Origin of the sequence: Variovorax soli (assembly GCF_031454625.1) — a bacterium.
Lineage (GTDB): Bacteria > Pseudomonadota > Gammaproteobacteria > Burkholderiales > Burkholderiaceae_C > Variovorax > Variovorax soli_A.
Map to the genome: position 1 here is coordinate 239,603 of NZ_JAVDRF010000001.1, position 14,360 is coordinate 253,962.

General features: G+C 70.4%; 11 protein-coding genes. 8 read left to right on the top strand and 3 right to left on the bottom strand.

What is annotated here, in order from left to right:
* Nucleotides 1-24: 24 nt before the first annotated feature.
* Entirely contained in the window at nt 25-3,156 is a 3,132-nt protein-coding gene (locus J2739_RS01205; RefSeq protein ID WP_309897876.1) for an adenylate/guanylate cyclase domain-containing protein, read from the bottom strand.
* 281 nt (nt 3,157-3,437) lie between these two features.
* The gene (aptA, locus tag J2739_RS01210) at nt 3,438-4,796 is read right to left on the bottom strand and encodes an omega-aminotransferase AptA (protein ID WP_309897877.1); all 1,359 of its coding nucleotides are present in this window, start codon (nt 4,794-4,796) and stop codon (nt 3,438-3,440) included.
* A 105-nt stretch (nt 4,797-4,901) separates the two neighbouring features.
* Here aptA and J2739_RS01215 point away from each other — a divergent pair, with 105 nt between their 5' ends.
* The 4 genes from J2739_RS01215 to J2739_RS01230 all read left to right on the top strand — a co-directional run bounded on the left by J2739_RS01215 (nt 4,902) and on the right by J2739_RS01230 (nt 8,651).
* The gene (locus J2739_RS01215) at nt 4,902-5,846 is read left to right on the top strand and encodes a LysR family transcriptional regulator (protein WP_309897878.1); all 945 of its coding nucleotides are present in this window, start codon (nt 4,902-4,904) and stop codon (nt 5,844-5,846) included.
* Between the two features lie 259 nt (nt 5,847-6,105).
* Nucleotides 6,106-7,908: an NAD(P)/FAD-dependent oxidoreductase gene (locus J2739_RS01220; protein ID WP_309897879.1), complete on the top strand. Its 1,803-nt coding sequence runs from the start codon at nt 6,106-6,108 to the stop codon at nt 7,906-7,908.
* Nucleotides 7,909-8,007: 99 nt separating this feature from the next.
* A complete protein-coding gene (locus J2739_RS01225; protein ID WP_309897880.1) occupies nt 8,008-8,289 on the top strand; it encodes a hypothetical protein in 282 nt (93 codons plus the stop codon).
* A gap of 137 nt (nt 8,290-8,426) precedes the next feature.
* A complete protein-coding gene (locus J2739_RS01230) occupies nt 8,427-8,651 on the top strand; it encodes a hypothetical protein (RefSeq protein ID WP_309897881.1) in 225 nt (74 codons plus the stop codon).
* Nucleotides 8,652-8,674: 23 nt separating this feature from the next.
* On the opposite strand, the gene J2739_RS01235 is transcribed toward J2739_RS01230, so the two are convergent.
* Nucleotides 8,675-9,382 carry a Crp/Fnr family transcriptional regulator gene (locus tag J2739_RS01235; protein ID WP_309897882.1) on the bottom strand — a complete coding sequence of 236 codons (708 nt, stop codon included), beginning with the start codon at nt 9,380-9,382 and terminating at the stop codon, nt 8,675-8,677.
* 105 nt (nt 9,383-9,487) lie between these two features.
* Between J2739_RS01235 and J2739_RS01240 the strand changes: the two genes are divergently transcribed.
* The 4 genes from J2739_RS01240 to J2739_RS01255 all read left to right on the top strand — a co-directional run bounded on the left by J2739_RS01240 (nt 9,488) and on the right by J2739_RS01255 (nt 14,335).
* Nucleotides 9,488-10,408, top strand: a complete 921-nt coding sequence (locus J2739_RS01240; RefSeq protein WP_309897883.1) for a beta-keto acid cleavage family enzyme — start codon at nt 9,488-9,490, stop codon at nt 10,406-10,408.
* Nucleotides 10,409-10,464: 56 nt separating this feature from the next.
* The gene (locus J2739_RS01245) at nt 10,465-11,457 is read left to right on the top strand and encodes a Bug family tripartite tricarboxylate transporter substrate binding protein (RefSeq protein ID WP_309897884.1); all 993 of its coding nucleotides are present in this window, start codon (nt 10,465-10,467) and stop codon (nt 11,455-11,457) included.
* A gap of 12 nt (nt 11,458-11,469) precedes the next feature.
* Complete coding sequence (locus tag J2739_RS01250; protein ID WP_405053801.1) at nt 11,470-12,414, top strand: 3-hydroxyacyl-CoA dehydrogenase NAD-binding domain-containing protein; 945 nt, start codon at nt 11,470-11,472, stop codon at nt 12,412-12,414.
* A gap of 112 nt (nt 12,415-12,526) precedes the next feature.
* Nucleotides 12,527-14,335 carry a feruloyl-CoA synthase gene (locus tag J2739_RS01255; RefSeq protein WP_309897886.1) on the top strand — a complete coding sequence of 603 codons (1,809 nt, stop codon included), beginning with the start codon at nt 12,527-12,529 and terminating at the stop codon, nt 14,333-14,335.
* The last annotated feature ends 25 nt before the right edge of the window (nt 14,336-14,360 follow it).

Sequence of the window (14,360 nt, forward strand, 5' to 3'; positions counted from 1 at the left end):
TGATGAACGACCCCCTTCTGCAGTTCAGCAAAGGAACGGAAGCACGACCAGCGCATCGGGGTCCAGGCCGGCGCGCTGGCAGGTGTCCTGGGCGAGCGCCATGTAGCGCTCGGCCTGCACGCCATCATCGGCGTCGAGGTACAGGGTTGCAAGCCCCTCGTAGCAGGGAAAGAGTAACTGAGGCTCGGCGCTCTTCTCGGCCAGGACCAGGGCTTCCTGGTAGTGCCGCATGGCGCGCGCGGACTCGCCGTGGCACTGGTAGATCTGGGCCAGCACCACCAGCGAGACGGCGAGGTGGTCCAGCTGGCCGGTGCTGCGGTCGATGTCGATGGCGTCATGGGCGGCGCCGACCCCGCGCTCGTCGCAGCGGTTGGTGAGGGTGCAATACGCCACCGCGAGGTTGGCCGACAGGCGCGACTGCAGGCCCAGGTCGCCGATGCGGCGCGCGGTCTCCAGGCCGCGCTCGCAGGCGTCGATGGCACGCTGCGGATGGCTGGAGCTGTAGAGCACGCCCAGGTTGCACAGCGCCCGGCATTCGGCCTGCGGCAGGTCGGCCTCGCTCGCCACCTTCACGCTGCGCTCGAGCTGGGCGACGGCCTCGTCGAGACGGTTCAGGCGGGCGAGCGCCACGCCCTGGGTGTTGAGGGCGAGCGCGGCGGCGGCGCGCGCGTTGCGGCGCTCTTCCTCGTCCGCGCCCTCGCGGCCCTCGAGCGCCTCCAGGTGGGCGAGCGCACGCTGGGTCCAGGCCAGGGCCCCCTGGTTGTCGGCGTTGCGGAAGCGCAGTTCGCCCATGCGCTGGTAGAGCCAGGCCCGCTCGATGTGCGGCGCCTCGCCGTCGACGAGTGCCAGGCCGGTGGTCAGGCATTCCTGGGCCTCGGCGCGGTCGCCGGCCTCCCAGCGCAGGGCGGCGATCTTGCCGAGCAGCCGGGCTTCGGACACCCGGTCGCCATCGGCGGAGCGGCCTTCGCGGGCGGCGGAAAGCTGCTGGGTGGCCTCGGCAATCCGGCCCGCGGGGGCGAGCACGTCGGCCAGGCGCTCGCGCACGGCCAGGCGCTCTTCCTCGTTGCCCTTGGCGGCGGCGAGGATGTCCAGCGCCTGCGCATAGTCGCGGATGGCGTCGTCGTTGGCGTAGGTCCCGCGCGCCCAGTCGCCGGCGGCGACCAGGTAGCGTGCGCCGCGCGCCTTGTCGACGCCCAGGCGGAAGTGATGGGCCAGGGCCTGCAGTTCCTCCAGCCGCCGGGGCACGCCGCCGCACTGCTTCTCCAGCGCTTCGCCGATGCGCGTGTGCAGCTCGGTGCGCCGGCGCAACAGCAGGCTCTGGTAGGCGACTTCCTGGAGCAGGCCCTGGCGAAAGCGGAACTCGCGGCAGCCGTCCTCCGCCGGCATGGCGGCCAGCATGCCGGCATCGACCAGGCTGTCCAGCGCCTGCGGCACCGACGCCGGCGCGCTGGCAACGCCGCGCAGCAGGCCCTCGTCGAACTCGGGCCCGATCACGGCGGCCTCGCGCAGGACGGCGCGAACGGGCGTGGGCAGCCGATCGATGCGGCCGAGCAGCAAGCCGTGGATGGTTTGCGGCACCTGGACGACGCTGACGTTGGGGTTGTAGACCCATCGCTCCCCGCGCCGCGTCAGCAGCCCGTCGGCAATGAGTCCGCGCGCCATCTCTTCGAGGAAGAGCGGGTTGCCGCCGGCATGCTCGACGATGCGCTGTCGCAGGGCGCCGGGCAGGACGCGCGGGCCGAACAGGCCATCGAGCAAAGCGTCGCTGCAGCGTGCCGACAGCGGTTCGAGCCGCAGCAGGGTCTGCGCGCCCGCGCCCTGAGCCCAGGTTTCCAGGGCCGGCGCGGGGCGCTGCGTCACCATCAGCATGAAAGGACGATCGTGCAGCCGCTCCAGCAGGAAGCGCAGCAGCTCCAGCGAGGCGGCATCGGTCCAGTGCAGGTCCTCCACGATCATGATCACGGGGTTTTGCTGCAGGCGGCGCTCGACCACGGCATGGACGGCGAAGAAGATCTGCTGCTTCAGCTGCTCCGGGTCGAGGTAGCGGGTGTGCGCATCTTCGTCTTCGAGGCCCAGCACATGGCCGAGGCAGGCGGCGAGCGCCTGCATTTCGGCTTCGTGCACGCCGAGGCCGGCGAGGGCCGCGGCGACCTTCTGGCGCGCCGCCTCGTCCGGCTCGCGCGCTTCCAGGCCCCAGGCGTCGCGCAGCAGCGCTGCCGGCACGCCATAGGCGCGCTCGCCGAGGGGGGAGCAGGCGGCGCGGCGCACGACCACATCTTCCAGCCGGCCTTGCGCCCGAAGCTGCTCCAGGAATTCGGTGAGCAGCCGGGTCTTGCCGCTGCCCGCCTCGGCGACGATGCGCAGCAGCCGGCCCTGCCCGGCGCGCATCTGCTCGAAGGCCTGCTCCAGCGCCTCGAGCGCTGCTTCGCGGCCGACCATCGCGCTGGTCAGGCCGTGCGCCTGCAGGCCGCGCGTGGACTGGGGGTCGTTCAGCGCCGCCTCCAGCCGGTAGGCAGCCATCGGCTGGGCCATGCCCTTGAGCGAGAGTTCGCCCAGGGGCTCGAAGCCGAAGGCATGCTGCGTGAGCAGCCAGGTCGCATGGCTGACCACGGTCTGGCCGGCGCCTGCCGCGCTCTGGAGGCGGGAGGCGGCGTTCACGGTTTCGCCGGTGACGGCATAGGCGGCATTGGTCTCCGAGCCCAGGTGGCCTGCGACCACCGGGCCGGTGTGGATGCCGATGTGCAGGGACAGCGGCCGGCCGGTGCGCGCCTGCCAGCGCTCGCCCAGCTCGCCGGCCCGCCGGTGCAGCAGCAGGGCGGCCCTCAGCGCGCGCTCCGGGTCCTCCTCGTGGGCCACGGGCGCGCCGAACACGGCCATCACGGCATCGCCGACGAATTTCTCGACGAAGCCGTCGAAGCGGCGGATGGTGGAGGCCATTTGCTCGAAGAGCTCGGTCTGCAGCGCGCGCAGGTCTTCGGGGTCGAGCGTCTCGGCGAGCGCGGTGAAGCCCGACAGGTCCGCGAACATGACCGTGACCATGCGGCGGTCGGATTCGGGCTCGGGGGGTGGCGGCGGGGCGGCCGCGAGCCGCGTCCCGCACTTCGGGCAGAAGGCGAACTCGCTGTCGGCGTCGTATCCACAGGCGGGGCAAGCCATGGCGCGGCCATGGTACAGCGACGGAGCGCCGCGCGCAGGGTGATGGCCGTCGCACGGTGTTCGACAGGCTGGCGCGGCCGGGTGGGTGACGGGTTGTCAGCTATGGCTTGCGACCCCGACCCCGACCGGCCGGCCCGTCGCCTTGCTCATGCCCCCCAGGAGCGCCTCACCTGGCAGCACCGCTGATCCGGATGCCGTCCGAGTTCCTGGCGAAGATCGGACACGCCTGGGCACAGGGCATGCAGCACGCCCGTCGAATGCCCGCGGCCCGATCGTCGACCTCAGGCCGTCTCGGCCAGCGCATCCCCGAGCGCGCTGACCAGCCGCTCGACATCGGCCTTCTCCGCGACGAAGGGTGGCGCGAGCTGGAGGGTGTCGCCGCCGTAGCGGACGTAGAAGCCCTTCTTCCAGCAAGCCATCGCGATTTCGTAAGGCCGGCGCGCCGGCTCGCCGGGCATCGAGGCGATCGTCAGCCCCGCGGCCAGGCCGTAGTTGCGGATGTCCGCCACGTGCTTGCTGCCCTTGAGGCTGTGCACCGCGGCCTCGAAGTGCGGCGCCAGCGCCTGCACGCGGCCGACCATGTCTTCCTTCACCAGCACGTCCAGCGCCGCGACGCCCGCGGCGCAGGCCACCGGATGGGCCGAGTAGGTGTAGCCGTGCGGGAACTCGAGCATGTAGTCGGGGCCGCCGGCCGCCATGAAGGTGTCGTAGATCTCCTTGCTCGCGATCACGGCGCCCAGCGGCTGGGTGCCGTTGGTGACCTGCTTGGCCACGTTCATGATGTCCGGCGTGACGCCGAAAGCCTCGGCCCCGGTCATCGCGGCCGCGCGGCCGAAGCCGGTGATGACCTCGTCGAAGATCAGCAGGATGTGGTTCGCGGTGCAGATCTCGCGCAAGCGCTTCAGGTAGCCCTTCGGCGGAATCACCACGCCGGCGGAGCCCGAGAAGGGCTCGACGATCACCGCGGCGATGTTGCTCGCGTCGTGCAGCGCGATCAGGTCGAGCAGCCGGTCGGCCAGCTCGGCGCCCTGCGCCGGCTCGCCGCGCGAAAAGGCATTGGCCGCCAGCTGCGTGTGCGGCAGATGGTCCGCCTCCACGGCCTGGCCGAAGGTCTTGCGGTTGGCCACCATGCCGCCCACCGAGATGCCGCCGAAGTTGACGCCGTGGTAGCCCTTCTCGCGGCCGATCAGGCGGGTCTTGCCGCCCTGGCCCTTGGCACGCCAGTAGGCGCGGGCCATCTTGAGCGAGGTGTCGGCGGCCTCGGAGCCGGAGCCGGTGAAGAACACGTAGTCCAGGCCCTCGGGCGTGAGCTCGCGCAGCCGGTTGGCGAGCTCGAAGGACAGCGGATGGCCGAACTGGAAGGCCGGCGAATAGTCCAGCTTCGCGATCTGGCGGCTGACCGCCTCGGTGATCTCCGGCCGTCCGTGGCCCAGGCCCGAGCACCACAGGCCCGACAGGCCGTCGAAGATCTTGCGGCCATCGCTGTCGGTGAAGTACAGGCCCTGGGCCTCGACGATCAGGCGCGGGTCGGCCTTGAACTGGCGGTTGGCGGTGAAGGGCATCCAGTGCGCATCCAGCCAGGCGGCATCGGTGCGGACCGAGGGGAGATGGGCGGGGGTGTCGGCGGCGAGAGCGCTCATGGCAGTGGGGGCGCGTGAGCGCCGGCGTGTTGGGAGGTGGCATCCATTCTGGGGAGGGCTGATACTTCGGCCAATGCCGGAATATCCACGTTCACTTGCCATCTGATGAAAGTAAAGGCGCCCTCTTCGTCCGCCCCTTCCCGCCTGGGCCAGCTTGGCGAATCGGACCTGCGCATGCTCAAGGTCTTCAAGGCCGTGGCCGACTGCGGCGGCATGGCGGCGGCCGAGCTGGAGCTCAACGTGGGCACTTCCACCATCAGCCGGCAGATCAAGGACCTGGAGACGCGATTGGGCTTGACCCTGTGCCGGCGCGGGCGCGCCGGCTTCGCGCTGACGGTCGAAGGGCAGCGCATCTACGAGGAGACGATGCGCCTGCTGAGCGCGGTCGACGCCTTCCGCAGCGGCGTGGACGACATCCACCAGCGCATGGGCGGGCAGCTGGAGATCGGACTGTTCGACAAGACCGCCACCAATCCCAAGGCGCGCATCGGCGAGGCCATTGCCGCCTTCGTGGAGCGCGCGCCGGAGGTGGCGCTGCAGATCCAGATCGGCACCATCAACGCGATCGAACGCCAGCTGATCGACGGCAGCCTGCACGTGGGCATCATCCCGGCGCACCGGCGCTCGGAGAGCCTGGCCTACGACCTGCTCTTCGACGAGACCATGCTGCTGTACTGCGGCGCCGGCCATCCGCTGTTCGAAGGCCGCAACACCGGGCTCGACTGGAAGGGCCTGCGCGCGCATCGCTTCGCCGGGCTGGGCTACCACTCGCCCAACATGGAAGCCAGCCACCGCGCCGGGTTGAAGCGCGCCGCGACCGGGCTGGACCAGGAAGCCATCGCGACGCTGATCCTCTCGGGGCGCTTCCTGGGCTTCTTGCCCGACCACTACGGGCGCATCTTCGAGGACCAGGAACGCATGCGACCGGTGCGCAAGCAGCTGTTCCGCTACGACTGCGGCTTCGTGTGCGTGATGCGGCGCTCGCCGGCGCCCTCGCGCGCGGCGCTGGCCTTCAGGGAGGCGCTGCTGCAGGCGCACGGCGTGGCCTGAGCCGTAGGCAGGCGGCTGCGCGACGTGAAGCCATCCGCATCGCGCCGGCGTGTCGTTCGAGGTGCCGCCCGGCGGCGACGCACCGGGTTTTACCTCTGGCCGCGGGATGGATCGCCCGCCAAAGATGTCCGGCTGTGCTGCCCGCACCGCGGCATGGCGAGGCGCCGGCAGCGTGCACCCGTCCCGAACGCGGCGTGCGCGGACGCGGGCTCGCGCCTCGACGCTCATGGCCCCTTCTTCCTCACTTACGGAGATACGCATGACCGATCCCACCCCCGATCCGACCCGCGCCGCCTCAGCCTGGCTGGCCGATTTCGCCGCTGCGCTGGCGCGCCGGGACGTCGATGCCGCCGTCGCCCTCTTCGCGCCCGAGAGCTATTGGCGCGACCTGGTCGCCTTCACCTGGAACATCCGCACGCAGGAAGGGCCGGCGGCGATCCGCGCGATGCTGGAGGCGCGGCTGGCGGATACGCAGCCCTCGAACTTCGCGATCGAGGGCGAAGCCACAGAAGCCGATGGCGTGGTCGATGCGTGGTTCCGCTTCGAGACGCGCGTGGCGCGCGGGCGCGGCCACCTGCGGCTGCGCGAGGGCCGATGCTGGACCCTGCTCACCACCATGACCGAGCTCAAGGGCTTCGAGGAGAAGACCGGCGAGAAGCGCGCCAAGGGCACCGAGCACGGCGTGCGCCGCGATCGCAAGAGCTGGCTCGAACAGCGGCAGGAGGAAGCGCAGGCGCTGGGCCGCACGGTGCAGCCCGAGGTCGTGATCATCGGCGGCGGCCAGGGCGGCATCGCACTCGGCGCGCGGCTGCGCCGGCTGGGCGTGCCGACCATCATCGTCGAGCGCAATGCGCGCGCCGGCGACTCCTGGCGGCGGCGCTACAAGTCGCTGTGCCTGCACGATCCGGTGTGGTACGACCACCTGCCTTACCTGCCCTTCCCGGACGACTGGCCGGTGTTCTCGCCCAAGGACAAGATCGCCGACTGGCTGGAGATGTACACGCGGGTGATGGAGCTCAACTACTGGAGCTCGACCACCGCGAAGAAGGCGCGCTTCGACGAGACGACGCAGCGATGGGAAGTGACGGTCGAGCGCGAGGGCGAAGAGATCGTGCTGCGCCCGAAGCAGCTGGTGTTCGCGCTCGGCGTCTCCGGCTACCCCAACGTGCCGGAGATTGCGGGTGCCGAGAACTTCGAGGGCGAGCAGCACCATTCGAGCCAGCATCCCGGGCCCGAGGCCTATCGGGGGAAGAAGTGCGTGGTGCTGGGCTCCAACAACTCGGCGCATGACATCTGCGCGGCGCTGTGGGAGCACGGCGCCGACGTCACCATGATCCAGCGCTCGTCCACCCACATCGCGCCTTCGGATTCGCTGATGGAGCTGGCGCTGGGCGGGCTGTATTCGGAACAGGCCGTGAAGAACGGCATCGACCACCACAAGGCCGACCTCATCTTCGCCTCGGTGCCCTACAAGATCATGCATGCCTTGCAGATCCCGGTGTACGAGGAAATGAAGCGGCGCGATGCCGATCTTTACAACCGGCTCGAGAAGGCCGGCTTCATGCTCGACTTCGGCGCCGACGGCTCGGGCCTGTTCATGAAGTACCTGCGCCGGGGCTCGGGCTACTACATCGACGTGGGCGCCTCGGAGCTGGTGGCCAACGGCAGCATCAAGCTGAAGAGCGGCGTGAACATCGAGCGCGTCAACGAACGCTCGGTGACGCTGAGCGACGGCAGCGAGCTGCCGGCCGACCTGCTGGTCTATGCCACCGGCTACGGCTCGATGAACGGCTGGCTGGCCGACCTGATTTCGCCCGAGATCGCCGACCGGGTGGGCAAGTGCTGGGGGCTGGGCTCCGACACCCCCAAGGACCCCGGCCCCTGGGAAGGCGAGCTGCGCAACATGTGGAAGCCGACGCAGGTCCCGAACCTGTGGTTCCACGGCGGCAACCTGCACCAGTCGCGCCACTACTCGCAATTCCTGGCGCTGCAGCTCAAGGCGCGGATGGAGGGGCTGGCGACGCCTGTGTACGAGCTGGCGCCCAGCTACCACCGGCGCTGAAGCGGCACCGCCACGCCGCGACCCGCTCGGCGGCGCGGCGACTCGGTCGCATTGCCGAACGCGTGGTGGCAGACTGCGTTACTGCCCGAGGAGCCGAAGATGAACCTGCTCGAAATGCCCGAAGCGCAACGCACCGAGCTGCAAGCGCGCAGCGCCCTGGCCATCGATGGGCGCGGCCAGGAAGTGCTGCTCGGCATGAATGCCGAGGAGTCGCGCTTCTTCATCGCCTGCATGCAGCAAACGCCGTCGCGGCCGGCGCAGCGCGAGCGCTATGCGGAACTGAAGGTGCGGCACGAAGCCGCGCGACTCAGGCTTGCTTCGGTGGACGACGAAAGCACGGGCGACGAGGAAGGGCCGCCGCATCTGGCGCACAAGTTCTGACGCCGCGTGCGCTGGTCCACCGGCGCAGCCTGGCCACCACGTGCGAGTTCTCCCACGGCGACTGCGGCACCGGCCCGACAGCGACACGTCAGGCACTGGCTAGCTTCGAGGGCAGTCGCCTTTTCAGGAGCTCGATCATGCCCAGACACGATGTCCCCAGCCGTTCCGACGGTCGACCGGCACGCGGGGGCCCGCACCATGAACGGTGGCGCGACGAGCACCCGCACGGGCTCGACGAGGAGGAGGAAGAAAAAAACGCCGCGCCCCGCATCCGCCCGGACGCTGGCCCGCCCGTGGAAGAAGAACAGCCCCAGAGCCCCGGCGCCGAGCCCTTGCACAAGACGCAGCAGCAGCAGCACTGAAGGCCGCGAACGCGCCGCCGGCGCTACTCGACGAAGCGCCGCAGGCCTTCCACGTCGACCACGGTGATCCCGCCGTACTCGATGCGCAGCAACCCCGCCTCGCGCAGCCGGTTGAGCGCCGCGTTGCAGCGCTGCCGGGACAGGCCCGACAGGTTGGCGATCTCTTCCTGCGATGTCTGCAGGTGCGCGTCGCTGCCGGGATGCAGCCAGGGATGAAACAGCCCTGCCAGCGCACGCGCGACCTGGCTGTCGGCGTCGAGCAGCCGGTGCGCCGCGTAGTTGCCCATGAACCAGTGCAAGCGCTCGTTGAGCTGGCGCAGCAGGAAATGATTGAAGCTCAGCTGCGTCTGGTGCAGCCACTCGAAGGTCTCCAGCGGCAGCCGCGCGACCCGGCTGTCGCGCAGCGCGATGATGTCGGCGGAACGCGGCAGCGCCCGCAGCAGCGTGCCCTCGCCGAACCAGCTCCCGACCGAAAGGCCGCCCAGCGTCACCGAGCGGCCGTCGGCGGCGGTGATGGACCACTTGAGCAGCCCTTCGAGCGTGCCGTACCAGTGCAGCGGCGTCTCGCCCCGGCGGCACAGCGCGCAGCCGGCGGCCACGGGCTGCTCGCGCATCTCGTCCAGCACGCGCGCCTGGGCCTGTGCATCCAGCGCGGGAAACCAGACCGAGTGCTGCAGCAGCTCGGGAATGGAAAGAGGTGCCGCCGGGGGCCGGCTCGGCTTGGGGTGCATGAGGCTCCTGCGCCGTGTAAACCCTGACTCCAAATGTCGTCGCAATGACTGTGGGACCGCCGGCGGGCAAAAATAATAGCGCGCTCATCCAAGGAGACCCACCCGATGTCCAAGCGCAAGGTGATCGTGACCATTGCCCCCACCGGCGGCATGGCGCACAAGTCGCAGAACCCCCACCTCCCCACCCAGCCGGCGGAGATCGCCGCCGACGTGGTGGCCTGCTGGAAGGCCGGCGCCAGCGTCGCCGCGATCCATGCGCGGCGCCCGGACGATGGCGCGACCTGCGACGCGGCGGTGTACCGCGAGATCAACCAGCGCATCCGCGACGCCGGCTGCGACATCGTGATCAACAACTCCACCGGCGGCGGCGTGCACGGCGACATGGTCAAGCCGCTGCCCGGCGGGCGGTGGGAGATCGCCTTCGAGGAGCGCGTCAAGGGCATGGAGGCGGGCGCCGAGATGTGCACGCTGGACGCCACCACGCTCAACCTCAGCTTCGAAGGCCGCGAGATCCTGATGGACACGCCGCTCGGCAAGGGCCGCGAGCTCGCCGCCGGCATGAAGGCGCGCGGCATCAAGCCCGAGTGGGAGGTGTTCAGCCCCACGCACATCCTGCAGGACACGACCACGCTGATCCATGAAGGCCTGGACGAAGCGCCCTACTTCATCAACCTGGTGATGAACGTGCATCGCAACTTCCAGAACGCGATGCCGTTCTCGCCGCGCCACCTGCAGATGATGGTGGACACGCTGCCCGAGGGCGCGATCTTCTGCGTCAGCGGCATCGGGCCCTCGCAGCTGGAGGCCAACATCAGCGCGCTGCTGCTGGGCGGCCATGCGCGCGTCGGGCTCGAGGACAACCTCTATTACCGCCACGGCGAGCTCGCGACGAATCTGCAGCTGACCGAACGCATCGTGCGCGTCATCCGCGAGATGGACCTGGAACCGGCCACGCCGGCCGAAGCGCGCGACATGATGGGGCTGCCGCGCACGGGACTGCCGCGACCCGAGTTTGCGCCGCGCTGAGCCGCGTCCTCTGCGCCCGGTACCCGCATCCGAATTTCACAAGGAGACGACAAGCCATGAACACCCGCCGCCACTTCGTCCACACCCTGGGCGCCGCTGCCGCCCTCGGCACGCTCGCGCCCCTGGCCGCGCTGGCTCAGCCGCTCGAACAGATCAAGATCTACTACGGGTTCCCGGCCGGCAGTGCGGGCGACAGCGTGGCGCGCCGCGTCGGCGAGAAGCTGGCCGGCTCGGCCTACACCCGCAACGCGGGCGTCGTGGAGAACAAGCCCGGCGCGGGCGGACGCATCGCGCTGGAAGTGCTCAAGGGCGCGCCGGCCGACGGCAGCGTGCTGGCGTTGTCGCCCTTCTCCTGCACCTCGATCTACCCGCACATCTACAGCAAGCTCAGCTACGACCCGGTCAGGGACATCACGCCGGTATCGATCGCGGCGGTGATGCACCACGGCCTGGCGGTCGGGCCGCTGGTGCCGGCCAGCGTGAAGAACGTCAGGGACTTCCTGGCCTGGGCCAAGGCCAACCCCGACCAGGCCAGCTACGGCTCGCCGGCGGCCGGCTCCACGCCGCACTTCATCGGCGCCCTGCTGGGCATCAACAACGGCGTGGAGCTCAAGCACGTGCCGTACCGCGGCTCCATCCCCGGGGTGACCGACGTGGTGGGCGGCCAGATCGCCGCGATGGTCACGCCGAGCGGCGACTTCATCGCCAATCACAAGGCCGGCAAGCTGCGCCTGCTGGCCACCTCCGGCAAGACGCGCTCGCCCTTCTCGCCCGAGGTCCCGACCCTGGCCGAGCAAGGCTTCGGGGAACTGACGACGGAGGAGTGGTTCGGCTTCTATGCGCCGGCCAGGACGCCGGCCTCGGTCATCAGTGCCGCCAATGCGGCCATCAACGCCGCGATCAAGGACAAGTCGGTGCTGGACAGCCTGGCGGTGGTCGGGCTGATCGCGCAGGGCTCCACCGTCGAGGAGATGGCGCGCTCGCAGCGCGTCGAGTTCGAACGCTGGGGCCCGCTGGTCAAGAAGGTCGGCTTCACGGCCGAGTCCTGAGGAATGGCACACGTGAACACGGCGATCGCCCGCGTCGCAGTGGTCGGCACCGGCGTGATCGGCGCCAGCTGGGCCGCCTGGTTCCTCGCGCAGGGGCTGGATGTCGAAGCCACCGACCCGTCGCCAGGCGCCGAGGCGCGGCTGCGCGAGGCCGTGGCGCAGCACTGGCCGACGCTGGAGCGCTTCGGGCTGGCCGAGGGCGCCTCGGCGGACCGGCTGCGCTTTCATGCAGCGCTGGAAGACGCGCTGCGCGAGGCGGACTTCGTGCAGGAGAACGGTCCCGAGCGCCTGGACTTCAAGATCGACCTGTTCCGCCGCATGGATGCGGCTGCGCCGCTGCACGCGATCCTGGCTTCCAGCTCCTCGGGGCTGACGGTCAGCGGCATGCAGTCGGGCTGCGCGCATCCGGAGCGCGTGGTGCTGGGCCATCCCTTCAATCCGCCGCACCTGATTCCGCTGGTCGAAGTGATCGGCGGCGAGCGCACCTCGGCGGAGGCGGTCGAGCGCGCCATGGCCTTCTACGCCGCCATCGGCAAGCGGCCGATCCACGTGAAGCGCGAGGTCAAGGGCCACATCGCCAACCGGCTGCAGGCCGCGCTGTGGCGCGAGGCCTTCCACCTGGTCGAACAGGGCGTCGCCTCGGTGGCCGACATCGACACCGCGATCTCGCAGGGCCCCGGCCTGCGCTGGGCGGTGATGGGGCCCTTCATGAACCTGCATCTGTCGGGCGGCGCCGGCGGCATCGCGCATGTGCTGGCGCATCTGGGCGGGCCGATCGAGGACTGGTGGAAGGACCTGGGTTCGCCCCTCATGACGGCCGAGCTCAAGCAGCAGGTCGCCGAGGGGGTCGCCGCGGCGCTCGGCGATCGCCATGAGCGCGAACTCGAGCGAGCGCGCGATGCCCTGCTGTTGAACCTGATCCGCGCCAAGTCCGCGTCCGGCACACTCGAAACATGACAGCCCCCCGGCCTGACACGAGCGCCGCGCTTGCAACGCGACCCGGCGCAAGGGCGGCGCAGCCCGCCTCGGATCGGCCCGGCGGCGGCCACTTCGCTTCGGAGACGAGAACATGACCACCGGCTTCTTCGACGACCCCCGCCAGCTCGCGCCGCCGCGCACGGTCCGCATCGATTTCGATGACGGCTCCTTCGCCCTGCGCTCGCCCGCAGCGCTCAAGCCCTATGCGCGCTGCATCGGCGAATGGCTGGAGCGCTGGGCGAGCGAGACGCCCGATGCGCTGGCGCTGGCCGAGCGCGACGAGCGCGGCGAAGGCTGGCGCAGGCTGGACTACCGCGCGCTGCGCCGCGCGGTGGGTGCGGTGGCGCAGGGCCTGCTGGACCTTGGCGTGCCCGCGGACAAGCCGGTGGTGATCCTCTCGGACAACGCGATCGACCACGCGGTGCTGATGCTGGCCGCCATGCACATCGGCCGCACCGCCTGCTCGCTCTCCAGCGCCTACTCGCGGCTGGCCAAGGACCCGTCGCGGCTGCACGGCATGCTGCAGGCGCTGGAGCCGGCGCTGATCTACGCATCGGACGCCGCCGTCTACGGCAAGGCGCTGGTCGGCTGCGGCGTCGATGCGGTCACCGTCTTCAGCCGCAACGCCGAGGCTCACCCGGATGCGCTCGCCTTCGCACGGCTGCTGGAGGCCGAAGAAACGCCGGCCGTCATGCAGGCCTTCGAGGCCATCCTGCCCGACACCCACGCCAAGTACCTGCTCACCTCCGGCTCGACCGGAAAGCCCAAGGTGGTGATCAACACGCACCGCATGCTGTGCGCCAACCAGCAGATGATTTCGCAGACCTGGCGCTTCCTGGACCAGGAGCCGCCGGTGCTGGTGGACTGGCTGCCCTGGAGCCACACCTTCGGCGCGAACCACAACTTCAACGTCGTGCTCAGCCACGGCGGCGCGCTCTACATCGACGAGGGGCGGCCGGCGCCGGGGCTGATCGAGAAGACGGTGCGCAACCTGCGCGAGGTGCGGCCCACGCTGCTGTTCAACGTGCCGCGCGGCTTCGACATGCTGCTGCCTTTCCTCGAGGCCGATGAAGCGCTGGCTGCCGACGTGCTGTCGCGCCTGCGCCTGTGCTTCTACGCCGCCGCGGCGCTGGCGCCCTCGACCTGGCAACGGCTGGAGGCGGTGGCGAAGCGTGCGCGGCCGGATGCGCCGCTGTGGCTCACGACCTCCTGGGGCGCGACCGAGACCTCGCCGGCCGTCACCTCCGCGCACTGGAAGCTCGACGGCGCCGGCTGCATCGGCGCGCCGCTGCCGGGCCTGGAGCTGAAGTTCGTGCCCAACGGCGACAAGCTGGAAATGCGCGTCAAGGGCGTGTCGGTCTTCCCCGGCTATCGCAACGCGCCACGCGAAACCGCGGAGGCCTTCGACGAAGAGGGCTACTACCGCATCGGCGACGCCGGCTACCTGGCGGACGCGAAGCGGCCCGAATGCGGCGTGATCTTCAATGGCCGCGTGGCCGAGGACTTCAAGCTCACGAGCGGCACCTGGGTCTCGGTCGGCACGCTGCGCGTGCAGCTGGTGTCGCGCCTGGCGCCGCTGGTGCAGGACGTGGTGATCACCGGCCACGACAGAGAGGCGGTCGGGATGCTGGTCTTCCCGAGCGCACAGGCCGCGCAGCGCCCACGTGAGGAACTGGCGGCAGCGCTGCTTCGCACGATGCGCGCCCTGCGCGACGAGGGCGCGGGCTCCTCGCGATGCCCGGTGTGCGCGCTGGTGCTGGCCACGCCGCCGGACATCGATGCCGGCGAGATCACGGACAAGGGCTACATCAACCAGCGCGCGGTGCTGGTGCGGCGCGCGTCCGAGGTCGAGCGGCTGTACGGGGCGGCGCAGGATGGCGAGGTTGTGCGGCTCGGGTGATCGCGAAGGAGCGAAGTCTTCGCGC